The organism is Streptomyces sp. SID9727, assembly GCF_010550605.1.
Taxonomy (GTDB): Bacteria; Actinomycetota; Actinomycetes; order Streptomycetales; family Streptomycetaceae; genus Streptomyces.
Window position 1 is genome coordinate 1 of sequence record NZ_JAAGNI010000403.1, and the last position, 23,069, is coordinate 23,069.

The 23,069-nt window shown below is 70.7% G+C and carries 21 protein-coding genes, 1 tRNA gene and 1 pseudogene; 9 read left to right on the forward strand and 14 right to left on the reverse strand.

Annotation, left to right across the window (positions count from 1 at the left end):
* On the forward strand, positions 1-568 hold a 568-nt coding region (locus tag G3I41_RS28235; protein WP_164403206.1), incomplete at its 5' end, for a P1 family peptidase.
* Positions 569-782: 214 nt separating this feature from the next.
* A complete protein-coding gene (locus G3I41_RS28240; protein ID WP_164403207.1) occupies positions 783-1,538 on the forward strand; it encodes a DUF6227 family protein in 756 nt (251 codons plus the stop codon).
* 77 nt (positions 1,539-1,615) lie between these two features.
* On the opposite strand, the gene G3I41_RS28245 is transcribed toward G3I41_RS28240, so the two are convergent.
* On the reverse strand, positions 1,616-3,136 hold the full coding sequence (locus G3I41_RS28245) for an MFS transporter (protein ID WP_164403208.1): 1,521 nt from the start codon (positions 3,134-3,136) through the stop codon (positions 1,616-1,618).
* Between the two features lie 62 nt (positions 3,137-3,198).
* Here G3I41_RS28245 and G3I41_RS28250 point away from each other — a divergent pair, with 62 nt between their 5' ends.
* Complete coding sequence (locus G3I41_RS28250; protein WP_203601771.1) at positions 3,199-4,179, forward strand: YafY family protein; 981 nt, start codon at positions 3,199-3,201, stop codon at positions 4,177-4,179.
* Positions 4,180-4,289: 110 nt separating this feature from the next.
* Here G3I41_RS28250 and G3I41_RS28255 read toward each other — a convergent pair whose 3' ends face one another.
* Positions 4,290-5,288 carry a sigma-70 family RNA polymerase sigma factor gene (locus tag G3I41_RS28255; protein WP_164403210.1) on the reverse strand — a complete coding sequence of 333 codons (999 nt, stop codon included), beginning with the start codon at positions 5,286-5,288 and terminating at the stop codon, positions 4,290-4,292.
* A 377-nt stretch (positions 5,289-5,665) separates the two neighbouring features.
* On the opposite strand from G3I41_RS28255, the gene G3I41_RS28260 reads away from it, so the two are divergent.
* Entirely contained in the window at positions 5,666-6,712 is a 1,047-nt protein-coding gene (locus G3I41_RS28260; RefSeq protein ID WP_164403211.1) for a questin oxidase family protein, read from the forward strand.
* A gap of 19 nt (positions 6,713-6,731) precedes the next feature.
* Here G3I41_RS28260 and G3I41_RS28265 read toward each other — a convergent pair whose 3' ends face one another.
* A complete protein-coding gene (locus G3I41_RS28265) occupies positions 6,732-7,514 on the reverse strand; it encodes a class III extradiol ring-cleavage dioxygenase (protein WP_164403212.1) in 783 nt (260 codons plus the stop codon).
* Between the two features lie 143 nt (positions 7,515-7,657).
* Here G3I41_RS28265 and G3I41_RS28270 point away from each other — a divergent pair, with 143 nt between their 5' ends.
* Entirely contained in the window at positions 7,658-8,170 is a 513-nt protein-coding gene (locus tag G3I41_RS28270; RefSeq protein ID WP_343242239.1) for a MarR family transcriptional regulator, read from the forward strand.
* A gap of 83 nt (positions 8,171-8,253) precedes the next feature.
* Here the strand turns inward: G3I41_RS28270 and G3I41_RS28275 are convergent, their stop codons facing one another.
* On the reverse strand, positions 8,254-9,786 hold the full coding sequence (locus G3I41_RS28275) for an MFS transporter (protein WP_164403214.1): 1,533 nt from the start codon (positions 9,784-9,786) through the stop codon (positions 8,254-8,256).
* Positions 9,787-10,020: 234 nt separating this feature from the next.
* Positions 10,021-10,668 (reverse strand): TetR/AcrR family transcriptional regulator, encoded by a 648-nt coding sequence (locus tag G3I41_RS28280; RefSeq protein ID WP_164403215.1) that lies wholly within the window; start codon positions 10,666-10,668, stop codon positions 10,021-10,023.
* A 269-nt stretch (positions 10,669-10,937) separates the two neighbouring features.
* On the opposite strand from G3I41_RS28280, the gene G3I41_RS28285 reads away from it, so the two are divergent.
* Positions 10,938-12,218, forward strand: a complete 1,281-nt coding sequence (locus tag G3I41_RS28285) for a M6 family metalloprotease domain-containing protein (RefSeq protein WP_164403216.1) — start codon at positions 10,938-10,940, stop codon at positions 12,216-12,218.
* Positions 12,219-12,326: 108 nt separating this feature from the next.
* On the opposite strand, the gene G3I41_RS28290 is transcribed toward G3I41_RS28285, so the two are convergent.
* Positions 12,327-13,493 carry an acyltransferase family protein gene (locus G3I41_RS28290; RefSeq protein WP_203601789.1) on the reverse strand — a complete coding sequence of 389 codons (1,167 nt, stop codon included), beginning with the start codon at positions 13,491-13,493 and terminating at the stop codon, positions 12,327-12,329.
* Positions 13,494-13,646: 153 nt separating this feature from the next.
* On the opposite strand from G3I41_RS28290, the gene G3I41_RS28295 reads away from it, so the two are divergent.
* Positions 13,647-14,366 (forward strand): response regulator transcription factor, encoded by a 720-nt coding sequence (locus G3I41_RS28295; protein ID WP_164403218.1) that lies wholly within the window; start codon positions 13,647-13,649, stop codon positions 14,364-14,366.
* 13 nt (positions 14,367-14,379) lie between these two features.
* Here the strand turns inward: G3I41_RS28295 and G3I41_RS28300 are convergent, their stop codons facing one another.
* Complete coding sequence (locus G3I41_RS28300) at positions 14,380-15,048, reverse strand: response regulator transcription factor (protein ID WP_343242240.1); 669 nt, start codon at positions 15,046-15,048, stop codon at positions 14,380-14,382.
* 26 nt (positions 15,049-15,074) lie between these two features.
* Positions 15,075-16,274: a histidine kinase gene (locus G3I41_RS37545; protein ID WP_164403219.1), complete on the reverse strand. Its 1,200-nt coding sequence runs from the start codon at positions 16,272-16,274 to the stop codon at positions 15,075-15,077.
* Positions 16,275-16,439: 165 nt separating this feature from the next.
* Here G3I41_RS37545 and G3I41_RS28310 point away from each other — a divergent pair, with 165 nt between their 5' ends.
* Positions 16,440-18,638, forward strand: a complete 2,199-nt coding sequence (locus G3I41_RS28310) for an MMPL family transporter (RefSeq protein WP_164403220.1) — start codon at positions 16,440-16,442, stop codon at positions 18,636-18,638.
* Positions 18,639-19,088: 450 nt separating this feature from the next.
* A tRNA-Arg gene (locus tag G3I41_RS28315) sits at positions 19,089-19,161 on the forward strand.
* Between the two features lie 71 nt (positions 19,162-19,232).
* On the opposite strand, the gene G3I41_RS28320 is transcribed toward G3I41_RS28315, so the two are convergent.
* From G3I41_RS28320 to G3I41_RS28345, 6 genes and pseudogenes are all read right to left on the reverse strand, one after another.
* Complete coding sequence (locus G3I41_RS28320; protein WP_164403221.1) at positions 19,233-20,384, reverse strand: site-specific integrase; 1,152 nt, start codon at positions 20,382-20,384, stop codon at positions 19,233-19,235.
* Positions 20,384-20,572 carry a helix-turn-helix domain-containing protein gene (locus G3I41_RS28325; RefSeq protein ID WP_164403222.1) on the reverse strand — a complete coding sequence of 63 codons (189 nt, stop codon included), beginning with the start codon at positions 20,570-20,572 and terminating at the stop codon, positions 20,384-20,386. Before G3I41_RS28325 ends, G3I41_RS28320 begins: the two co-directional genes overlap by 1 nt.
* Positions 20,569-21,981, reverse strand: coding sequence for a replication initiator protein RepSA (repSA, locus tag G3I41_RS28330; protein WP_164403223.1), 1,413 nt, complete (start codon positions 21,979-21,981; stop codon positions 20,569-20,571). The genes G3I41_RS28325 and repSA overlap by 4 nt, the downstream gene beginning before the upstream one ends.
* A pseudogene (locus tag G3I41_RS28335) lies at positions 21,978-22,641 on the reverse strand (DNA cytosine methyltransferase). The gene repSA and the pseudogene G3I41_RS28335 overlap by 4 nt, the downstream one beginning before the upstream one ends.
* On the reverse strand, positions 22,638-22,838 hold the full coding sequence (locus G3I41_RS37145; protein ID WP_164403224.1) for a hypothetical protein: 201 nt from the start codon (positions 22,836-22,838) through the stop codon (positions 22,638-22,640). The pseudogene G3I41_RS28335 and the gene G3I41_RS37145 overlap by 4 nt, the downstream one beginning before the upstream one ends.
* A 5-nt stretch (positions 22,839-22,843) precedes the next feature.
* Complete coding sequence (locus G3I41_RS28345) at positions 22,844-23,029, reverse strand: hypothetical protein (protein WP_164403225.1); 186 nt, start codon at positions 23,027-23,029, stop codon at positions 22,844-22,846.
* Positions 23,030-23,069 lie beyond the last annotated feature (40 nt).

Genomic DNA, 23,069 nt, shown 5'->3' on the forward strand with positions numbered 1-23,069 from the left:
GGTCGCCGGGCAGCTCAAGGGCGGGGTCGGGACCGCGAGTGTCCTCCTGCCGTCCGGGCTCACCGTCGGCGCGCTCGTCGTGGTCAACGCGGCGGGGTCGGTGCTCGATCCCCGTACGGGGGTGCTGTTCGGCGCGTACGGCGGCGAAGTGCCGGCCGTCGCCCCGCCGGCCGAGGTCCACGAGGCGGCGCGACGGCGCCTGGCGGAGGCGTACGGCACCGGCGCGCGCGCCCCGCTCAACACCACGCTCGCCGTCGTCGCCACGGACGCCGCGCTGACCCGCGCGCAGGCGCAGAAGCTGGCGGGCACCGCGCACGACGGCTTGGCGCGCGCCATCCGGCCCGTCCATCTGATGACCGACGGGGACACCGTGTTCGCGCTCGCCACCGGCCGGCGGGACCTGGACACGGAGGACCCCGTCGCGCTCAACCCGCTGCTCGCGGCGGGCGCGGAGGCGGTGACCCGGGCCATCGTGAAGGCGGTCCGTGCGGCGAAGGGCGTCCGGGGCCGCGACGGCGGGGGCGCCTTCCCCTCGTACGAGGACCTCTACGGCCCGCCGCCCGCGTAGGGAAGCCCGGCCCGCGTGCGGGCACCCGGGCGGAAGTCCGCGCCGTCGACGCACTCCACGTGGCCGCTCGGCCCGCGTGCGGAAGTCCGGGGCGGGGGCGCGGAACCTTCCGTGCGCCCCGTGCGTTTTTCTCAACCCCGGTCCCGATGTCAGCCCCAGGGGCTACGTTATGCACGCACCAAGTCACACGCGGCGACGGCCTGGAGACAGCACCTTGAGCGATCCGTATGAGACGACCGAGCAGCACCTCGAGCGAATCCTGCGTCGGGCTCTCAATTCGTTCGACCTCCCCGACAGCACGGTGGAGCGGCTGGGCTCCGCGCTGACCCACAGCAGTTCCCTGTACTCCTCGCACCACAGCGCCACCCTGCACCGCGAGACCTACCGCCACGCGTATCTGCTGAGCGACGGCTCCGCGCTGGTCCTGTGGGAGCTGGTGCACAGCGGTCCGCGCGGGGACGGCCATCCCGACACCCGGCAGCACGAGCTGTACGACGACGAGGCCGACGCCCACATCGCCGCCGCCCGGCTGACCGGCAGCCTCTGGGACGTTCCCGGCTTCGGTGACGAGGAGGGGACCCAGGCCGACCTGGAGCTCATGTCGGCGCTGCTGGCCGCGCCCCCGGCCCCGCTCCCCCGGATGTACGCGCCGGACAACTCCGCGGACCACGCCCGCCGCGTGCTGCGCCGCGCGGAGAACGGCGACGTGCCCGGCGAGGAGACCGCCCGGCTGCTGCGGGCCGCGTTCGCGCACCACATCACGCAGGTCTTCGGCCGCCAGTGCCGGGTGGAGGGCCGGGACGCCGGCTTCACGCTGTACGAGCACGCGTTCCTGCTCCTCGACGGCAGCGAGACGAGCCTGTGGGAGGTCGAGCACACGGCGACGCCCGACGGCCGCCACATGTGCGAGGTGTACGGGGACGAGGAGACGGCGCGCTGTGCGATGGAGGCACGTACGCGCATCTGCTGACCCGCCGCGCCGCATGCCGGTGCCCGCGTCCCTCGGGGGGACGCGGGCACGGTGACTCTGCCGCGTACGCCGTCGGATCAGTGCGTGAGCACCGGCTCCTTGGCGGGCTCCGTCGCGTCGGGCTCGTCCTCCGCCGCGCCCTCGACGTGCTGCTTCGGCCTGGCCGGCAGGGCGAACATCACCACGAAGATCAGGACCAGCACCCCGGCCACCCACCACAGCGACCGCTCGAAGGCGTCCGCGAAGGCCGGGCCGACCTGCTCCGGGGTGAGCCGGTCGCCGATCGCCCCGTAGAAGACGACGGAGACGAGCCCGAGGCCCAGCGCGTTGCCCATCTGCTGCACGGTGTTGAAGAGGCCCGAGGCGGAACCGGAGTGCTCCTTGGGCACCTCGGACAGCACCGCGTCGGCCAGCGGCGCGACGATCAGGCCCATGCCGACGCCCATCACCACGAGAGGCAGTGCCATCTGCCAGGACGTGATGCCCATGCCGTAGTGGTCCGACTCCCAGATGTAGAGCAGCAGGCCGGCCGCCATGAGGAGCGCGCCCGTCTGGAGGACCTTGCGGCCGAAGCGGGGCACGAGCTTCTGTACGGAGAGGCCGGCGGCGACCGAGACGGAGACGGAGAACGGAACTCCGGTCAGGCCGGCCCGCAGGGCGCTCCAGCCGAGGCCCATCTGCATGTACAGGGTCCAGACCAGGAAGAAGATGCCGAGGCCGATGCCGAAGGTCAGCTGCACGGCGATCCCGGCGGCGAAGCTCCGGACCCGGAACAGCGACAGCTCGATCAGCGGCGATCCGTCCCGGCCGGCCTTGGCGCGCTCGAACAGCACGAGGACGAGGAAGACGAGGAGGCTCCCGGCCATCGACAGGTGGCCCCACAGCGGCCAGCCCAGCTCGCGGCCCCGGGTGAGGGGGTAGATGAGCATCAGCATGCCGAGCGTGACGAGGACGACGCCGACCAGATCGAGGCGGAGCGCCCGGGGCGACTTGGACTCGGTGATGAACCTGCTGCCCAGGATCAGGCCGAGGACGCCGACGGGCAGGTTGATCAGGAAGATCGGGCGCCATTCGAGACCCGCGATGTTCCACTCGGTCAGCAGCGCGCCCAGCAGGGGTCCGGAGACCGCGCCGAGGCCGACGATCGCGCCGAAGAGGCCGAAGACCTTGCCGCGCTCGTGGGCGGGGAAGGTGGCGTGGACGATCGACAGCACCTGGGGCACCATCAGGGCGGCCGTCGCGCCCTGGAGGAGGCGGGAGGCGACGAGCATCTCCGGGTTCGCGGCGAATCCGCAGAGCGCGGAGGCGAGGGTGAAGCCTCCTATGCCGATGAGGAACAGCCGCTTGCGGCCGTAGATGTCACCGAGCCGGCCGCCGGTGATGAGCCCGGCGGCGAAGGCCAGGGCGTATCCGGCGACGATCCACTGGACCGAGCTGAACGAGGCGCCGGTGTCCCGCTCGATGCTGGGGATGGCGATGTTGACGATCGTGACGTCGACCAGGTCCATGAAGGCCGCGGTCATCACGATGGCCAGGGCGAACCACCTGCGGCGGTCGGAAGGAGCCGCAGGAGACGGCAGTGGTGCGGAGGAAGTCATGGAAAGAATGTAAACAGTCAATAGGACAGGTCATGACCCATTGGGCGCGCATCCTGGGTGACATGACCGATACCCCGGCACGACTGCTGAATCTGCTGTCACTGCTCCAGACACCGCGCGAGTGGCCGGGCAGCGAGCTGGCCGAGCGGCTGGCCGTCAGCCCGCGCACGATCCGCCGCGACATCGACCGCCTGCGCGACCTCGGCTATCCGGTCGAGGCGTCGCGCGGTTCGGTGGGCGGCTACCGGCTCGTGGCGGGCACCGCCATGCCGCCGCTGCTCCTGGACGACGAGGAGGCGGTCGCCATCGCGGTGGGGCTGCGGGCCGGCGCCGGCCACGCCATCGAGGGCGTGGACGAGGCGTCCGTCCGGGCGCTGGCCAAGCTGGAGCAGGTGCTGCCGTCCCGGCTGCGCCACCGGGTCTCCACGCTCCAGAACGCGACGGTCCCGCTGGCCCGGGGCGACGGTTCGACCATCGACCCGCAGACCCTGACCGTGATGGCCTCGGCGGTCACCGGCCGGGAGCGGCTGCGCTTCGCGTACCGGGCGGGCGACGGCGCCGAGTCGCGGCGCCAGGTGGAGCCGTACCGGCTGGTGAGCACCGGCTGGCGCTGGTACCTGGTGGCGTACGACCTGGGGCGCGAGGCGTGGCGCACCTTCCGGGTGGACCGGGTCAGCGAGCCGTTCGCGACCGGGGCCCGGTTCGCGCCGAGGGAGTTGCCCGAGGGGGACGCGGCGGAGTTCCTGTCGAGTTCGATGGCGCGCCGCCAGCCCGAGATCGAGGTGGAGGTGAGTTTCGCGGCGCCGCCGGAATTCGTCGCGTCGCGGCTGCACGGCCGGATGGGGCCGCTGGAACCGGAGGGCGAGGGCGGCTGCCGGCTGCGGACCGTGCTGCGTGACCAGCTGGAGTGGGTGGCGGTGCGGCTGGCGATGGTGGACTGCGAGTTCACCGTGCACCGGCCGCCGCAGCTGGTGGCGTACGTGGCGGATCTGGGCGGCCGACTCAGCCGCGCGGGGTCCGGCGGGGAGCCGGGTGGGGCGTGAAAGGGCCGCGCGTAAATGAATGAGCCCCGGCGCCAGGGGGGGTGGGCGCCGGGACTCAGCTTCAGGGGGCCGGGTGAAGCGGCCCAATTCGGAGGTTACTGGACTCCGGCTCAGGCCGCAGCGTCAAAGCCCGTGTCGTGAGCCATTCGCTTCAATTCGAGCAGCGCGTGCTTCTCGATCTGGCGGATGCGCTCGCGGGTGAGGCCGTGTTCCTTGCCGACCTCGGTGAGTGTGCGCTCGCGGCCGTCCTCGATGCCGTACCGCATGCGGATGATCGACGCGGTGCGGTCGTCCAGCTTGCCGATCAGCTCCTCCAGCTCCTCGCTGCGCAGCAGCGTGAGCACGGACTGCTCGGGCGAGATGGCGGAGGTGTCCTCCAGGAGGTCGCCGAACTGCGTGTCGCCCTCGTCGTCCACGGACATGTTGAGGCTGACCGGGTCGCGGGCCCAGTCCAGGACGTCGCCGACGCGTCCCGGGGTGGAGCCCAGCTCGGCGGCGATCTCGGCGTGCTCCGGGTCGCGGCCGTTCTCCCGGTTGAACTCGCGCTGCACCCGGCGGATGCGGCCCAGCTCCTCCACGAGGTGGACGGGGAGCCGGATCGTGCGCGACTGGTCCGCTATGGAGCGCGTGATGGCCTGGCGGATCCACCAGGTGGCGTACGTGGAGAACTTGAAGCCCTTGGCGTAGTCGAACTTCTCGACCGCGCGCACCAGGCCCGCGTTGCCCTCCTGGATCAGGTCGAGCAGGGGGAGCCCGGCGCGCGGGTAGCGGCGGGCGACGGCGACGACGAGACGGAGGTTGGAGCGGATGAACACGTCCTTGGCGCGCTCGCCCTCGGCGACCAGCGCCTCCAGCTCCTCGCGCGAGGCGCCGCCCGCGTCGCTCTCCACCTGGCCGTCGAGGATCTGGCGCGCGTAGACACCGGCCTCGACCGCCTGGGAGAGGTCGACCTCCTTGGCGGCGTCGAGCAGCGGCGTACGCGCTATCTCGTCCAGGTACATGCCGACCAGGTCGCGATCGGCGATCTCTCCGCCCACGGCGCGAACACTGCTCGCCCGGTTGGTCCCGCCGGTGGCGGACGAACGACGGGCGACGGCACGGGTTGCCATGCGTGCTCCCTTGCTGAGTAGGTCGCGACACCCTTTCGGGTGCCCTGCATCCGATGGAAACAACGACTGGAATCCGGACAGAATTCCCATGCCTGGCATTCAATTTCGCGATCATGCAGTACCCTGTCCGGCCACCGGGGCGGGCGCATGCCGCAGCCAGGCACGTCCGTGCTGGTCAGGCCGGGTACCCGGGTCGCTTCGGGGCCCCTCGACACCCCCGTACCCCGGAAGACGCCGGGTACGGGTCGCCGGTTGCCCGGACCTCTGTCCGGGGACCCGGTCCGCCGGCCCCCGGTCCGGAGACCTAGGCCCCATGCCCGGGGCTTTGGGACCGCAGTCCGTTACCGGGCGTGCACGCGGTGCATAGCGTCCATGCCATGACCGAGACGACGCATGGCACCGACCCCCGCACCACCGGCACGCTCGACGAGGCCCTGGAGCGGCTGCACTCCTTTGGCCCCGAGCGCGACGGCTGGCTGTCCAATCACGCGCCCATGGCCGTGGAGGCCCTGGTCCGCAACGGCCAGGCGGCCACCGTGCACCGCTGGCTCGACCACTACCGGGAGAAGCTGGAGGACATGCCGGACCGTTTCGCCGAGGTCACCCCGGCGAACTGGCAGGAGGCCCTGGGCGACCCCCGCCGCATCGCCGACTGGGCTGCGTACTTCGAGCGGGAGACCACCGGCCGCCCCTGGCGCGACGTGCTCGCCGAGTGGTGGCCCCGGCTGCTCCCGGGCATCGCGGGCGGCGCCACGCATCCGGTGATCCGGGTCGGCCACAGCGTGCGGACCCTGCTGACGGCCGAGGAGAGCGGCCCCCGCGTCAGGGAGCTGGCCCACGCGCTCGGCTATTGGGCGGCCCGCCATCAGCCGCTTCCCGCGCCCGCCCCGCTCGCCCCGGTCCGGGCCGCCGGCGCCGCCCTGGACGCCGTGCCCCGGGTGCCTGCCCAGACCGGCGGCATCCAGGCCCGGCTGGCCGGGATCACGGCGTTCCCGCAGTGGCGGGGCGCGGCGGCGACCGACCCGGACGAGGCGCGCGCCGGTCTGGAGGAGCTGGTGGAGGCCGCCGTCCACCGCTATGCGCGGTACGGGCACGGTGCGCCGGTGATGCTGGTGCACACGGCGACCGCGCCCAATGCCGTACTGCGGACGCTGCCGGCGCTGCCGCGCGAGCTGTGGGCGCCGAGCGCGGCGGCCGCGTGGACGGCGAGCGCGGCGGTGACCGCCGCGTACTCCCCCGCCGAGGCTGCCGTTCTCCCGGCCGGGTACGGGGCGTCGCTCACGGCCGACGAGGTGTTCGCGCGGGCGGCGGCGCACGGCGACGACCACACCATCAAGTTCGCGGACACCGCGCTGGACGTGGGCGGCGCGCCGGCCCTGGCGGCGGCGCTGCGCGCGGTGGAGCTGAACCCTCCGGTGCTGTGACGCCGCACCGGTAGAAGCATCAGCCGTACTGCACCGAGCGCTTCGCCAGCCCCATCCAGAAGCCGTCGATGACGCTGCGCCCCCGGCCGAGCTCCTGCTCGGCGGCGCCCAGTGTGACGAAGAGCGGGGCGAAGTGCTCGGTGCGCGGGTGTGCCAGGCGGCCCGCCGGGGACTTGTGCTCGAAGTCCAGGAGCGCGTCGATGTCCTGCGCCCGGAGTGCGCGGTCGCCCCAGTCGTCGAACTCCGCCGACCAGCCGGGGACGCCGCCGCCCGTGTGGCGCAGCGCGGCGAGGTTGTGCGTGAAGAAGCCGCTGCCGATGATCAGGACGCCCTCGTCGCGCAGCGGCGCCAGCTTGCGCCCGATGTCCATCAGCTTCTGCGGGTCGAGCGTCGGCAGGGAGATCTGGAGTACCGGGATGTCGGCGTCCGGGAACATCTCGACCAGCGGGACGTACGCGCCATGGTCGAGGCCGCGGTCCGGGATGTCCTGGACCGGCGTACCGGCGCCGCGCAGCAGTTTGCGGACGCTCTCGGCGAGCCGCGGGGCGCCGGGGGCGGCGTACCGCACCTGGTAGTAGTGCTCGGGGAAGCCCCAGAAGTCGTACACCAGCGGGAGCGTCTCGGTGGCGCCGAGCGCGAGCGGGGCCTCCTCCCAGTGCGCGGACACCATGAGGACGGCGGTGGGGCGGGGCAGCTCCGCCGACCAGGCGGCCAGCTCGCCGGGCCAGACGGGGTCGTCGGCGAGCGGCGGGGCTCCGTGGGAGAGGTAGAGGGCGGGCATGCGCTCCGCGGTGATTGTCATGACACTCCCCAACTGCGGCTACTCAAGGTAATTCTTCTGTAGAGGGCTTGAGGGCTTCGACAGGAAAGATTCTTTAATCTTCAAGCTCCTACCTTGAGAGACCTTAGCTCTATCTAGTTCAACTTTCAAGAAAAGGTCGTACAGTGGAGTACATGACCACGGCATCAACCGGTGCGCCGCTCTGGCTCACCGACGAAGAACAATGCGTCTGGCGCGCGTATCTGCACGCCACCACGCTTCTGGAGGATCACCTCGACCGCCAGTTGCAGGCCGATGCCGGCATGCCGCACATCTACTACGGCCTGCTCGTCCAGCTCTCCCAGGCGCCCCGGCACCGCATGCGGATGACCGAACTGGCCAGGAACGCCAAGATCACCCGATCCCGCCTCTCCCACGCGGTCGCCCGGCTGGAGAAGAGCGGCTGGGTGCGCCGCGAGGACTGCCCCTCCGACAAGCGCGGCCAGAACGCCGTCCTCACCGACGAGGGCCACGCCATGCTGCGCCGCTCCGCCCCCGGCCATGTGAAGGCCGTCCGCCAGGCGATGTTCGACCGCCTCACGCCCGAGCAGGTGCGCTCGCTGGGCGAGATCATGCAGGTCCTGGCGGCCGGGCTCCAGCCGGAGGGCACGGACGCCGACCTCCCCTGGCTGCGCTGAGCCACCGCCCCCGGCGCACTTCTGCCCCGGTCCTCTCGTACGAGGGAACCGGGGCAGAAACGCATCCGCGCGGGCGGCCGGGGTCAGTGGGCGACGACCGGGACCCTGATCTCGTCCTCGACACCCTCCGCGTCACCGGAAGCGGAGCCTCCGGACGTTCCCGCCGAGGTCGGACGGCCCGCGTTGACGAAGGTCAGCGCGATGGCGGAGGCCACCACCAGGATGCCGACGGCCCACCAGATGGCACCGGTGAAGCCGTGCACCATCGACTGGAGCTTCAGCAGCTCCGGGTTCTCGGCGCCGAGCGCGGCGTGCGACGTGGCGTACGCCGTGGCGGCCGAGGCGGCGATCGTGTTCAGCAGGGCCGTGCCGATCGCACCGCCGACCTGCTGCGAGGTGTTGACCATCGCCGAGGCGACACCCGCGTCACGCGCTTCGACACCGTGCGTGGCCAGCGACATCGCCGGCATGAACGCCGTACCCATGCCCAGGCCCAGCAGCAGCTGGCCGGGCAGGATGACCGCCGCGTACGAGGTGTCGACGTCCAGCTGGGTGAGCAGCAGCATGCCGACGGCTGCGACCAGGAAGCCGGGACCCATCAGCGTGCGGGCCGGGACCCGGGTCATCAGCCGGGCGCCGATCTGCGTGGAGCCGGTGATCATGCCCGCGATCATCGGCATGAAGGCGAAGCCGGTCTTGATCGGCGAGTAACCCTGGACGACCTGGAGGTAGTACGTCAGGAAGAGGAACAGGCCGAACATCGCGATGACGGCCAGGCCCAGCGAGAGGTAGACGCCGCCGCGGTTGCGGTCCATCACGACGCGCAGCGGGAGCAGCGGCGACTTGACCTTGGCCTCGGTGAGGACGAAGGACAGCAGCAGCACGCCGGCGGCGACGAACGAACCGACGGTCAGCGCGTCCGACCAGCCCGCGGACTCGGCGCGGGTGAACCCGTACACCAGCGAGACCAGACCCAGCGCGGACAGGACCACGCCCGGGACGTCGAGCGGCGAGCGGTTGCGGCTGCCGGCGGGCTCGCGGATGACGAAGTAGGCACCGGCGGCGGCGACGATCGCGAAGGGGATGTTGACGAAGAAGGTCCAGCGCCAGTTCAGCGTCTGGGTGAGGAAACCGCCGAGGATCAGGCCGACGGCGCCACCGCCACCGGCGATCGCCCCGTAGATGCCGAACGCCTTGGCGCGCTCCTTGGCGTCGGTGAACATCACCGCGAGCAGCGAGAGCGCGGCCGGGGCGAGCAGCGCGCCGAAGACGCCCTGGAGGGCGCGGGAACCGAACAGCATGCCCTGGTTCTGCGCCGCGCCACCGAGCGCGGAGGCCAGCGCGAAGCCGATCAGGCCGACGACGAAGGTGCGCTTGCGGCCCCAGAGGTCGGCGATGCGCCCGCCGAAGAGCAGCAGCCCGCCGAAGGCGAGGGCGTAGGCGGTGATGACCCACTGCTTGTTGGCGTCGGTGATGCCGAGGGCGGTCTGGGCGTGCGGCAGCGCGATGTTCACGATCGTGGCATCGAGCACCACCATCAGCTGCGCGAGCGCGATGAAGGCCAGGGCCTTCCAGCGACTGGGGTCGGGGAGTCGGAGATCAGCTGTTTTTGACATGGGAGTAGCCACCTAGGGGCGGGCGAGGGCGCGAGAGATCGCGAACCGTGCGTTCCGCTGGCGCGGGCACGGCTGAGGGCAGGTCTGACGGAAGGTGTGACGGACGGCTGTCGGAACGTCTGACGGGACGTCCGTCGGAGCGTCCGTCGGGAAGTCGTCGGAACGTCTGTCGGGCTTCGGCTGAGAGAGAGGCTTCAGGTAAGGGGGCAGGGAGCGGGGCGGGCGCGGATCACGTCACGTGCGGCGCCGCAGGTCCTCCAAGGTCGCCGCCGTTCCGGGGAGCACGGACCGGGCCGGGGCCGCGAGTCCGTCCAGGAACAGCTGGATGTGACGGTGGGTGAACCGGTCGATGTTCGGGCAGGCGATGCCCGGCAGCGGCCGGGTGAGCTGGGAGAGGGCGACCAGTACGTCACCGACGGCGATGTCGGTGCGCAGGCGCCCCGCGGACATGGCGCGCGCGACGAGCCCTTCGACGGCCTCTTCGAGGCGCCGGCGCTCGGCGAGCAGTTCGGGATGGTCCTTGTCGAAGCCGCCGGAGAGCATGGGACACAAGGCCCCGATGCGTTCGTCGGCCGCCGCGTGGACGAAGCGGGTGAGCGCGGCGAGGGGGTCCGCTTCGTGGGCGGCGGCCTCCTCGGCGCGGTCGGTGGTACGGGAGGTGACCGCGAGGACGACCTCGTGAACGAGGGCGGCACGGTCGGGGAAGTTCCGGTAGAGCGTCGCGTTGCCGACTCCGGCGCGCCGGGCGACCTCGTCGAGGGGCACGTCGGGCCCGAACTCGACGAACATCTCGCGCGCCGCCGCCACGATCCGCTCCCGGTTGCGCAGCGCGTCGGCCCTCGGCTTGGGCGTACGGGGCTGCGCGGGTGCGGTGGTGGCCACGGCGGTGCTCCTGTCCTTCTGGGCTTCGGTCGCGGCCCGGCCGGAGAAACAACCGGGGACCGCTTCCCCGTTTCGCGGGGACACCGGTGCAAACGGGGAAAGGCTCCCCGTTTATTTCCCGTGACTTTGTGACCCGCGTCACGCACACCGCGGTCACTGGAAAACCAGCCGAACGGCGCACCCAGCGAGCGCCCCGCGATCACCCGGCAGAGGCTGGCGGCAGAGCGCAGCCGGGGTCGGCCGGCTGCCGCGGACCGGAAGGCGCCTCGATGCAGCAGCCCCGCCACCGGATACGCAAGCACCGCCGCCCGGTCGCTCTCGGCGCTGCAACGGCCCTGGTCATAGCGGCCCTGGCGACCGCGAGCAGCACGCTGCCCCTCCAGAGCCCCGCGTCGGCCGGCCCCGCCGCGACCGCCCCCCTGGCCACGGGGCTCGGCCCCTGCCGGATCGCGTCGGCCATGGGCGTACAGATGTCGGAGGGCATGCCGACGCAGCCCGGCTACGCCCGCTCCACCGGCCGCGTCCGCGCGCTGAACCTCATGATCGACTTCCCGGACGCGGAGGGCACCGAGCCGGCCACGGACCGGCTGGCCGAATTCTTCCCGCAGACCACGAAGTGGTTCCGGACGAGCTCCTACGGCCGCCTCACCTACATACCCGAGGCGCCGATCCGCTCGTGGCTGCGGATGCCGCTGCCCTTCGAGGAGTACGGAATCGAGCGGGGCTCCCCGTACGAGCCGGGCTACCGCCACCTGGTCCAGGACATCGTGGCGGCCGCGGACCCGAAGGTGGACTTCGACGCGTACGACCTGGTCAACATCCTGGTCACCCCGAACGCCGGGCCCTCCGCCCTGGACACCGTGCTCTCGGTGACGTTCTCGGGCAACGACGACGCCCCGATCGCGGACGGGGTGCCGCTGTCGAACACCTCGTTCGTCTACAGCCGCCAGGACGACGGGTCCGGCTCGTACGCCCAGACCGGCTACCGGGTCCTGCCCCACGAGAACGGCCACGTCTTCGGCCTGCCCGACCTCTACACGATGGAGGGCGGCGGCTCCGTCGGGCACTGGGACATCATGTCCGAGGACTGGGGCGTCAACAACGACCTGCTCGGCTGGCACAAGTGGAAGCTCGGCTGGCTGGACAACGACCAGGTCAGCTGCGCCGCCGGCCCCGGCACCACGGACCACGTCCTGCAGCCCCTGGCCACCCGGGGCGGCCTGAAGCTGGCCTTCGTCCCCCTGACCGCCGAGTCCGGCTACGCGGTGGAGGTCCGCACCCAGGCGGGCAACGACCAGGCGGTCTGCCGCCCCGGCGTCCTCATCTACAAGGTGAGCTCCGACGTGGACACGGGCCAGGGCCCGATCTCGGTGGCCGACAGCACCAAGGACAGCCCCGGCTGCACCCGCCTCCCCAACGTCCACGCCGAACTCTCGGACGCCCCGTACCAGCCGGGCGACACCTTCACGGACCGGGCGAACGGAATACGGATCTCGGTGCTGGAGAAGGACGACGAGGGTGACTACCGGGTGCAGGTGACGCGGCCCTAGGACCTCCGGGGTCCGCGCCGTCGCGGGCGGCGCCGTGCCCCGGCCGTCTGATGGACGTACCGGGGCCGCGGTCCCTCCGCCGTTGACAGCCCTGGGGTGACGCGCCCGTCAGAGCACGCGCCGGAGGCCCGGGAGCCTGCGCAGTCCTGCCGCCGCGAGGAAGGACGACGGAATCGCGATCACCGACACTGTTCCCCATGCCGCCACCGCGGACAGGTCGTGACCGGCCAGGAAGTACTGAACGGTCACCACGAGCGGCAGATGAATGATGTAGACGGTGTAGGCCCCTGCGGCCAGTTCCCGGGACAGTCGCCCGCTGTGCGTCATGGCCTCCCGGAAGAGCGTGAGCAGGCCGGCGCACAGACCCACGCAGAGCGCGCTTTCGTATACCGCCCAGACAGCCGACGAGGCGTCGAGTCCGCCGGAACCGAAGAGGGCGGACTCCGGTCCTGCGGCGAACAGGAGGGCGACACCGGCCAGACTCCCCACCAGCCACAGCCAACCAGTGCGGGCGTCGAAGCGATCGAGCCAGCCATAGTGGTGCGCGGCTGCTCCCAGGGCGAAGAAGGTGGCGTACTGCGGCACCCGCGCGGGCTCGACCTGCAGGAAGTCCAGGACCGGCACCCAGGTGTCCAGGGGGTACCGGAGTCGGATCGAGAAGGTGGCGACGGCGAGTCCAGCCACCAGCAGCGCCAGCTCGCGATGGCCGGGGACACGGCCGCCGTGCACGGTCGAGGTGGCACGGCGTCGGGTGAGGAGACGGGCGGCCTGACGGCAGAGGACGTAGAGCAGGCTGTACGCGAGCAGGTTCTGGATGAACCACAGGTGGCCGAACTGCAGGTCGGGCCAGGACGGGCCGGTCCAGTCGGCAGGTTGGTCCCCCAGGCCGAGGTAGACGTCGGCGAAGTAGCGCGCGAAGGAGATTGACGCGTAGCCGCGGTAGTGGACGTAGTACGCGTACATCAGGCCGGGCACGATCGTCAGCGCCCCCACGAGGAGCGGCACCCCGAGCCGCAGCAGCCTTCCGGTGAGGAAGCGGCGGGCGCCGCGCCGTTCGAGGGATGCGGGGATGAAAACCGCCGAGACGAAGAAGAACAGGCTCATGAAGAACGTCCCGTTCACCGCGGAGAGGGTGGCGAGCGCCCCCGAGTGGGAGCGGTCCCTGACGTACCACCAGTCGGCGGGTCCGTAGGGCTGGGCGGCGTGGTGGGCGACGACGAGCACGGTCAGGGCGACCCGGAGATTGTCCAGCCAGCCCAGGCGGCTGCGGTGCACGATCGCTGTGCTGAGGGGCGCGGACAGCGTGGCGCAGGAGTGATCCAGTCGCCGGTCCTCCAGCCAACGCGGGAACCCTGTGTGTTGAGCGGAACCCGCCCTCAACTTCCCAGGAACGGCATAGCGTTGGCCCGTGATACTGAGGTGGCATGGATGAGACCCGACGGCAGCGTGGGCCCGAGTGACGCCACGGCGTCGGGCAGCGGGCGGATCACGGTGGTCATCGCGGATGACGAGCCTGTCGTCCGCGAGGGGATCCGGCTGATTCTGGAGACACAGGACGACTTGGCCGTGATCGAGGGGGCCGGGAGCGGCCATGAGGCCATTCGCATCTGCGAGACCATGCGCCCCCAGGTGCTCCTGCTCGACGTCCGCATGCCGTCCGGCGACGGGATATGGGTTCTGGAGGAACTGACCCGTAGGCGACTCCTCGGGAACGGCGGCACCCACGTACTGATGCTGACCACCTTCGGCATGGACGAATTCGTGGACGAGGCGCTGGGCGCCGGCGCCATGGGGTTCATGCTCAAGAGCAGTTCGTACGAGGAACTGATCGCCGGCGTCCGGGCCACTGCCCGGGGCGAGGGCTCGCTGAGCCCGAGCGTGGCGCGTCGAGTGATCGAGGGGTACGTGGCCGGTCGGCGCAGCCCGGCGGTCAGCCCTGACGACGCCAGGAGGATCGCGGACCTGACCTCGCGCGAGCGCGACGTCCTGACCCTGTTGGGCGACGGGTACAGCAACCAGGAAATCGCGGGCCGTCTCGGAATCTCCGAGCACACGGTGAAGTCGCACGTCAGCCGGCTGCTGGCCAAAACCGGATGCCGGGACAGGGGCCAGGCGGCAGCCCTGGCCCGCAGTATTCGCGACATCTGACACGAGGACTCCCTCACTCACGCCCCCGGGGATCGGGCAGTGTCTGCCGCGCGAGCACGGCGGCCTGCCCGCGGTCGCGGCACCCCGTCTTCGCGAGCAGTCGGCTGACGTGCGACTTCACCGTGTGCTCGGAGACGACCAACTGACGGGCGATCTCAGCGTTGTTGAACCCCTTCCCGAGCAGATGGAGGATTTCCAGCTCCCGGGGGGTCAGGCCGTTGAGCCGCTGTCGTTCAGCGCCGTTGTCGCTCTGGCCGAGCTGGTCTGCGACATAACCGTCGATAATGCGGCGGGCCACACGCGGGCTGAGCGCTCCCTCCCCCCTCGCCGCCGCCCGCACTGCCCCGACCAGCTCCTCATACGACGCGCTCTTGAGCAGAAACCCACTCGCTCCTCGTGCGAGCGCCTCGTCCACGTACTCGTCCATGTCGAAGGTGGTCAGCATCAGCGTGTTGGTCGTCCCGGCTTCGGTGGCACCTCGTCGGGACAGCTCAGTCAGGGTCCACAGACCGCCCCGCCCCGGCATCCGCACATCCAGCAGCAGGACGTCCGGGCGCAGTGCGAGGGCCAGGCGCAGAGCTTGCTCGCCATCACCGGCGGTCCCGACGACCGACATGTCTCTCTGCGTCTCGATGATCATGCGCAGGCCGTCCCGTACGACCCGCTCGTCGTCCGCGATCACGACCGTGATGGTGCCCGGCTCGTCAGTCACTGTGCACCCCGTCTTTCCGTCGCAGGACGGGAGATGGGAATGGACGCCACCACACGGAAGCCGCCTTGCACGTCCCTCGCGGAGAAGGTCCCGCCCAGCGCCGCCACCCGCTCCTTCAGGCCGATCAGACCGATGCCCTCGCCGGGCATCAAGGCGCCGGGGCGCGGAGGCGGTCCTGACGCCACTTCGACATCGAGACGGCTGCTGTCCGCCGTCAGGTCGATAGCAACCCGTGCACCAGGCGCGTGGCGGCGGGCGTTGGCAAGCGACTCCTGCAGAACGCGGTACCCGGTCAGTTGGACCGGTTTGGGCAACGCCGCGAGATCCCCATGAGTGCGTAGCTCCACGGCGTTGCCTGCCACCTGCGCCGCCTCGACCAATGAGGGCGCGTCCGCGAGGGTCGGTGCGGGCGTGCGCGGTGCCTCTTCCGCTGTTCCGTTCCGCAGCACGCCCAGCAGTTCACGCATCTCCACGGTGGCTTGGCGCCCAGCCACCGCCAGGGCGTCGATCTGCTCGCGGGCCCACGGCGGCAGATCACCGGAGCGGGCCCGGATCGTCTCGGCGTGCACCACGAGCAGCGTGAGCGAGTGCGCCACGACATCGTGCATGTCGCGCGCGATGCGTCCCCGCTCCGCCGCCACCACCTGCTCGGCCAGGTGGGTCCGCTCCCGTGCGCTGTCGGCGGCCCGTTGCTGAGCCGCCAGCAATGCCTGCTGGTGGCTCTGGGACACCACGCCCAGGGCCCAGGCCACCGGCAGGGGAGCGATGGTCGCGAAGACGTCCGATCCACCGCGCCAGTCCGTCGGCGCGGTCGCATGGTTGACGACCAGTCCGATGCACACCACCGCGGCTCCGCCGACCAGCGTGGTCACTGCGATGCGCACCGTGCAGTACGCGCCGATCGCGTAGACGGCAAAGGCCAGCGACAGCACGGCGAGGTTGCTCATCTGGACCTCTTGCGAGGCACACGAGATCTCCGCGACGGCCAGCGTGACCAACATGGTCGCGAAGGCGAGCAGTGGTCGCATCCGGCGCAGGGCAAGGGCCCCCGCGGCGACGACGGTGTACGCGGACAGCGCCCACCATGCCGTGGGTGAGGAGTCGGTGGAGCTTTGGTCGATGAGGGCCGGGACCGTCGCGCCCACGATGATCAGAAACTCGACGAGCCCAGTCGCGGGCAGGCGAATCGTGCTCACCGGGAAGATGGTAGGGGGCCTGATCTGCCTTGGCATCACTCCTGCGAGTGAGCGCTCGGGGCGGCTGACGCCGAGACCGTGGTCCCTCCGAGCTAGATCGCAGCTCGCCAAGAGCATTCCGATAGGTGACGCCCTGCACAGGGCCCGTGCGCTGACATTAGGAGCATGCGTTACACGTCAACCGAGACTCCCCCGCGCATCGAGCCCTTGCCGCCCACGTCCGCCCGTACACGCCTCGGCACCGTCGTGCGGCGCGCCAAGTGGCCCGTGCTGCTGCTGTGGATCATCCTGGCGGTCGTCGCGACCCCCCTCGCCGACAAGCTCGGCGACGTGGAGCGCAACGACGCCGCCGCCTACCTCCCCCGCGGCCTCGACTCCAGCAAGGTAGCCCAGCTCGCCGAGCCCGATCCGGACCGGCCAGGCGCGGAGACGGCCGTGATCGTCTTCTCCCGCGGCAGCGGTTCCCTGGATGACGCCGATGTCCGGGCCGCCCGCGGCGTCCGCACCGACGCCACGGCCTCAGGGCCGGCCGGGGTCGGCAGACCCAGCGACGTTCAGGTGTCCGAGGACGGGAAGGCCGCCCTGTTCACTGTGGACATCCAGCCCGTCCACGAGGACGACGACATCGTCGCCGACGCGGTCGCCGGCCTGCGCGAGAACATCGAGTCGGCGCTCGCGGAGGCGCATCGACCGGGGCTCGACGTGCACGTGGCCGGTGAGGCCGCCATCGATGTCGACAACGACGGCGGAGACGTGGACGCCGCGCTCATGCTCACCAGCATGGTGATCGTGGCGATCCTGCTGCTGCTCACGTACCGCAGTCCGGTGTTGTGGCTGATCCCCTTGATCGGCTCGGTCCTCGCGGTGCAGGTGGCCCGCGGAGCGGCGTACGGTCTGGCGAAGGCCGGCCTGTCCGTGACGGACATCTCCTCGGCGATCCTCATCGTCCTCGTCTTCGGTGCGGCGACGGACTATGCCCTGCTCCTCCTCAACCGGTATCGCGAGGAACTCGCCCGCTACGAGGACAAGCACGAGGCGATCGCCGAGGCCCTGCGGCGTACCACCCCCGCGCTCGTGGCCAGCGCGGGCACGGTCACCGCCGGTCTGCTGTGCCTGATGATCGCGGACCTGGCCGGGCTGCGGGGCCTGGGGCCCATTGCCGCCTCCGGCGTCGTCGTCGCCCTGGCCGCGATGCTGACGGTGCTTCCGGCGCTGCTGGTGTGCTGCGGACGCTGGCTGCTGTGGCCGCGCGCTCCGCGCCCCGGCCGGGAGCAGGGGGCGAGCGACCACCGCGTCTGGCGCGGCATCGCCGCCTTCGTCGGCCGGCTCCCGCACTTCGCCGCCATCGCCGTCACTCTGCTCCTCGCCGGAGCGGCCACCGGTCTCACCAGCCTGTCCAGCAGCGCCGACCCGCTGGACAAGGTGCCGCCGAACAGCGAGTCGGTCACCGGTCAGCGTGTCCTGCAGGACCACTTCCCCTCTGGTGTGTCCGCTCCACTGACCGTCGTCCTGCCAACCAGCGCGGACAGCACTGACGTGCAGCGGGCCGTCACGACGGCGAAGGCGGTCGACGGCGTGGCCGCCGCGGCCCCCGACGACCCGCTCCAGGGCCGCCGCACTCTCTCCGTCGAACTGTCCATGGACCCTTACGGCGACGAGGCCCGCAGCACGATCAAGGCCCTGCGCACCGAGCTCCGTCAGCAGAACGGCGACATCCTCGTCGGTGGCACCCCTGCGGTACAGACCGACTACCAGGACGCCGCGCTCGAGGACACCAAGCGCATCGTCCCCCTTGTGCTGGACGCCGTGACGATCATTCTGGGCCTGTTGCTCCGCTCGATCGTGGCCCCGCTGATGCTCATGGCAACGGTCGTCCTCTCCTTCGCCGGGTCGCTGGGCCTGTCGGCCCTGGTCTTCGACCACGTCTTCGACTTCGGCGGCGTCGCCGGCGACATGTTCATCTACATCTTCGTGTTCCTTGTGGCCCTCGGCGTCGACTACAACATCTTCCTGATGGAACGCATCAGGGAAGAACGCGCCCACGGCACCACCAGAACCGCCGTCCTCAAGGGCCTGACGGCCACGGGCGGAGTCATCACAGCAGCGGGTCTCGTCCTCGCCGGGACGTTCTCGGCTCTGGCCCAACTCCCCGACGTGACGGTCGCGGAGGTCGGCATCGCTGTCGGAATCGGCGTTCTCGTCGACACGCTCCTGGTCCGCTCGTTCCAGGTCCCCGCACTGGTGCTCCTGCTCGGCGACCGAGTGTGGTGGCCCTCGCGCCACAAGGGAACGTCCGCCGCGGCTCCGGCCAACTCCGGTCAGACCTCGACCACATCGACGGAGATACCGTCAGATTTCACATGAACTCTCGCTCTCTGGACCGGAATTCGACTTCCCATCCAGTGAACGAGGCGAGTAGCCCCGGCCCACCCAGGAACCGATCCCCCGCGGTGGGTGGGCCGGGGCATACGTGACAGCACCGCAAGGCGGCCACGAGCCGCCGGCAGATCACAGGGTCCCCCTTTCCCCTCCGCCGCACCTTGCTCAGATGGAGATATCGGGGCCCGCTCGGATCCGCAGCGGCTCTCAACCTGACGGTCTAGGACCACGCCCACGCCGACACCCACGCCACCCGCCTCCCGACGATGGCTCCGCCTGCCTGTCAGGGGTTGCCGCCCCCAGAACCGCCACCCGCTACACTGTCCGCGGTGACGCAGGCCTCCGCGCCTGCCCACCATGGAGCTGCCGGGGAGCCGACAGTCTGGATCCGTCCCCTTCAGGGAGGGTTTCAGTCACGTTTTCCGACAGATCCCCGCCTTCGTAGCTCAGGGGATAGAGCACCGCTCTCCTAAAGCGGGTGTCGCAGGTTCGAATCCTGCCGGGGGCACAAGGGAAGAGGCCACCTAGGAACGTTCCTAGGTGGCCTTTGACATCTACTACTGACATCAACGGCGGCGGTCACTCACGGTCGGGCCGCCTCCTGAGCAGCCGGTCCATGTGGCTGATCGCCTCCCGCTGCGTGTCCTGCACGACGTGCGTATAGACGTCCATCGTGATGCTGATCTGGCTGTGACCAAGGATCTCCATCACGACACGAGGAGCCACGCCGGCCGCTGTAAGGATCGTGGCGCAGCCGTGCCGAGCATCGTGCAGACGGATCACCCGCAGGCCGGCGGCTTCAGCAACGCGGGTGAAGGAGCGGTAGACGTTCCGCGGCTCCACCGGGCGACCGGTCCGAGTAACGAAGACATGCCCGCTTTCCTGCCACGACTCCCCCGCGCGCACCTTGGCATCGACCTGTCGCATCCTGTGCCAGCGGAGGGGCGCGATGCACATGGCCGGCAGCGGCACAGCCCGTCGGCGTCGCCCCTTGGGGTCATCGTCATAGAGGACGCCGCGTCGCCTTTGGGTCTGCTGGCGGACATAGAGGACTCGGTTATCCAGGTCCACGTCCGTCCAACGCAGCCCGATCAGTTCCCCACGCCGCAGGCCCATGGTGATCGCGAGAACGAACGCCGCGTAGAGCGGATCTTTACGAGCAGCAGCCAGGAACGTCAGGGTCTCATTCAGGGACCATGGGCTCAGCTCTCGCGACTTCGCCCGTGGCGGTTCAACGAGGCTCGCTACGTTCCGAGTGATCAGCTCTTCCCGACAGGCCGCGGTGAGGGCCGTGCGGAGTACCCGGTGAGATTCCTTGGCCGTAGCAGCAGTGGTCCTCTTCTCTAGCTGAACAAGAAGGCGCCGGACGTCAGCAACACCAAACGACTCCAGCCGCTTCCCTCCGACCATGGGCACCAGGTACAGCCGCACGTGTGCTTCGTACTTGTCGTACGTACTGAGCTTGCGCCGAGGCTTCACGACGTTGTCGAGCCAGTAGGGCAGCCACTCGGAGAGCTTGGCCGACCGCGTGGGCACGGGGACGCCTTGGTCCACCTTGGCGAGCAGATCACGGCGCTTGGTGTCGCACTCGGCCCAGGTCTTGCCGTAGGCGAACTTGCGGGCGCGGGTGCCGTCCGGCTGGAGGACGTAGACCGCGGCTTGATAGCGGCCGTCCTTGCGCTTGGTGATGGTGCCGGCGCCGTTGGGATTGCGCTTGCGCTGGGGAGGCATCAGGCGGCTTCCTCGATCTCGTTGACGATGAAGTCCCGTACGGCGTCGGCGGGGATGCGGCGGGAACGGCCGATGGTGATGGAGACCAGCCGACGGGAGCGGATCAGGTCGTAGACGGTGGAGCGTCCGAGCTTGAGCCGCGCCATGACCTGGGGCACGGTGAGGAGTTCGGCGGTGGTGGTGGTCATGTGTCGGTTCCTTCCAGGGCGAGTTGGTCCATGAGTTCGGCGCGGTGTTCGCGGGCGGTTTCGCGGTTGTGTTGGATGTCGCGGTGGATGTTGGCGGCGAGCCAGGATTCGCCGGGGGTGTGGCCGTGGCCGGCGTAGGCCCAGTGGGCGAGGGTGAGCGTGGTGGCTTCGGGGTGGTCGTCGGGGTCGGGGAGGCCGAGGGCGGCGCGTTGTTCGGCGGCGCGGTAGTCGGCGCGGGTCTGGCGGAGGGCGCCGAGGGTGGTGGAGTAGGCGCGGGATTTGGTGGAGAAGTGGCCGCGGAAGCCGAGCATGTGGGCCCAGTCGCGGAGCTTGCGGTCCGGGTAGGCGTGGTGCAGGTCGAGGCATGCTTCGATCAGCCGGCGGGGGTGCTCGGGCACGTCGAGGAGGATCAGCGCTTCCTTGTTGCCGATCCGGTGATCGACGGTGCCGGTGGTCTCGGCGGCTTTGGTGGCGTACTTGGCGACGTAGGAGGCCACGGCCTGTTCGGTCAAGTCCTCGCCGTTGCCGAAGGCGCCGATGGGCTGGACGTCGAGCTGTGTGCCCCAGCGCAGCACCCATTCCGCTGGGAAGCCGGCTTCCTCGTTCGCGGGGATGGTGACTTCGGCGCGTGCGGCGGCGGCCCGGATCGCGTCTTCCAGCAGGGTGAGGGTGGCCCAGGCCGGGGGCGGGGTGTCCGGTCCTTCCGGGCCGTCGAAGCGGATCACGGCATGGAAGTGGACGGCTCCGCGTTTCTGGTACTCGGCGACCTTGCCGAAGGAGACCTTGGACTGTTCGCGGGCGGCTTTCTGCGTGAGGCCGGCTCGCTTGGCGATTTCGCGGCGGAGGTAGATCGTGAAGTAGCGCCAGAGGTCGGAGGCGTGGTTGTTCCAGAGCACGGCGCCGGCGTAGTCGTACCGGTCGGGGTCGAGGGGTGTGCCCAACTCCGGGGCGTCCTCAGCGTGCCTGGTGCCGCAGCGGCAGGGCCGGTTTCCGGGCCGGTTGTGGACCGGGCCGAACGAGGGGGCGGTCAGCGTCGCGAAGACGCGGGGGTGATCGCGGATCGTTGTGGGGGTGCCTTTGTCTGGGTCGCCGGTGAGGCCGGCGCGGATGAGGTGGTAGGTGTCGCCGGCGTAGGTCCAGGCGCAGGCGGGGCAGCGGGAGGCGCGGCGGTTGCCGCAGGCGATCCGTAACCGTCCCCCGGGCTCGGTGTCGGTGCTGTAGTGGTGGAGCAGGGTGCCGGTTGCGCGGTCGATGGTCTTGGTGGCGCCGGTGAGGTGGATGGGTTGGGAGCAGCCGCCGGTGCGGCGGATCTGTTCGGTGAGGCGGTCGAAGCCGGGAGACCCGGCCACCCTCAGCAGGTCGGTGAGGGTGGCCGGGTCCAGGCCCGCCGCGGTGGCGGACTGGGTCACGCGGCGACCTCCAGGCGGGAGGCGAGGAGCGCGGCGCCGATCCAGTGTGTGTAGGCCGGGGGGATGCACTCGCGGATGCCGTCCCGGTTCATCCATCCCACGCCCATGTCGCTGCGGGCTTCAGCGACGCCGGAGAAGTTGCCGACGTAGTGCGCGAAGTGCCCGGCGGCGCGAGGGCGGCCCATCTTGGTCACGGGCGCGAGGTGGGCGGGGTGCGGGGGCGGGGTGAAGGCGAAGCCGCCGCCGGTCTCGAAGAGGCGGTGTCGGTAGGTCCGCATCCCGAACGCCGCCGCGCACAAGGTCACCGGGTCACGCAGCTCGGACCGGGCCTCTTCCACGTTCTCGATGACCCACGGGCGGCCGGTCGTTTCGAGTGCGGCGCGGGTGGGAGCTATGAGGGTCGGGGTGGTCGCGGTGCTGGATCTTCTGGGCGCGGCTGTAGCGCTGGCACGGGGGCGAGGCGTGGATGAAGTCGAACTCCGCCCCGTGCTCCCGCACGTACTGGATCGCGTCGGTCTGGATGAAGCGGAAGGGGTAGCGGGGCTGCGGCGCGGTGTCGATGCCGGTGACCTCGACGCCCGCGAGGTGGTAGCCCATAGCGGCGCCGCCCTGGCAGCAGAACAGGTCAAGCACCCGCAGGGCCCGGAGCGGGGTGCTCATCGGTTGCCGCCGTTCTTGTTGTGGGCGGGGCCGTGGTTCGCGGTGTAGCCCTCCACCAGGGCCCTAACCTGGGCATCACCCGTGGCGGTCGCGGTGGCACCGCAGTGGCACACGGCGGAGCCGGTGGCCGGGGCGTTCGGGGACGGCTTGCTGACGTGGAGGCCGGGGCGGTCCGGGGTCGGGGTCAGGTCGGCCATGACAGTCACGCCCCGATTCGGGCGTGGGTGCGGGCGGCGGGGAGGGTGTGGCCGGTGCCGTGGCAGGCGGGGCAGTCGGCGGTGATCGTGCGGTGCTCGCCGGCCGGGGTGCGGGTGCCGGTGGTGATGGCGACGGTGGGGAAGCCGTCGCAGTGGCCGCAGATCGGCCGGGGCGTCGTGCGCTGGGGCATGATGGTGTCTCCCTTTCGGGTCAGCTAGATCTGGAAGGCG

Bases quoted from the DNA above. Each gene is read 5' to 3' on its own strand.
- G3I41_RS28245 (WP_164403208.1), bottom strand. From the start codon at position 3,136: ATGACTTCCTCCGCACCACTGCCGTCTCCTGCGGCTCCTTCCGACCGC.
- G3I41_RS28250 (WP_203601771.1), top strand. From the start codon at position 3,199: ATGACCGATACCCCGGCACGACTGCTGAATCTGCTGTCACTGCTCCAG.
- G3I41_RS28255 (WP_164403210.1), bottom strand. From the start codon at position 5,288: ATGGCAACCCGTGCCGTCGCCCGTCGTTCGTCCGCCACCGGCGGGACC.
- G3I41_RS28260 (WP_164403211.1), top strand. From the start codon at position 5,666: ATGACCGAGACGACGCATGGCACCGACCCCCGCACCACCGGCACGCTC.
- G3I41_RS28265 (WP_164403212.1), bottom strand. From the start codon at position 7,514: ATGACAATCACCGCGGAGCGCATGCCCGCCCTCTACCTCTCCCACGGA.
- G3I41_RS28275 (WP_164403214.1), bottom strand. From the start codon at position 9,786: ATGTCAAAAACAGCTGATCTCCGACTCCCCGACCCCAGTCGCTGGAAG.
- G3I41_RS28285 (WP_164403216.1), top strand. From the start codon at position 10,938: ATGCAGCAGCCCCGCCACCGGATACGCAAGCACCGCCGCCCGGTCGCT.
- G3I41_RS28295 (WP_164403218.1), top strand. From the start codon at position 13,647: ATGAGACCCGACGGCAGCGTGGGCCCGAGTGACGCCACGGCGTCGGGC.
- G3I41_RS28310 (WP_164403220.1), top strand. From the start codon at position 16,440: ATGCGTTACACGTCAACCGAGACTCCCCCGCGCATCGAGCCCTTGCCG.
- G3I41_RS28320 (WP_164403221.1), bottom strand. From the start codon at position 20,384: ATGCCTCCCCAGCGCAAGCGCAATCCCAACGGCGCCGGCACCATCACC.
- G3I41_RS28325 (WP_164403222.1), bottom strand. From the start codon at position 20,572: ATGACCACCACCACCGCCGAACTCCTCACCGTGCCCCAGGTCATGGCG.
- G3I41_RS37145 (WP_164403224.1), bottom strand. From the start codon at position 22,838: ATGGCCGACCTGACCCCGACCCCGGACCGCCCCGGCCTCCACGTCAGC.
- G3I41_RS28345 (WP_164403225.1), bottom strand. From the start codon at position 23,029: ATGCCCCAGCGCACGACGCCCCGGCCGATCTGCGGCCACTGCGACGGC.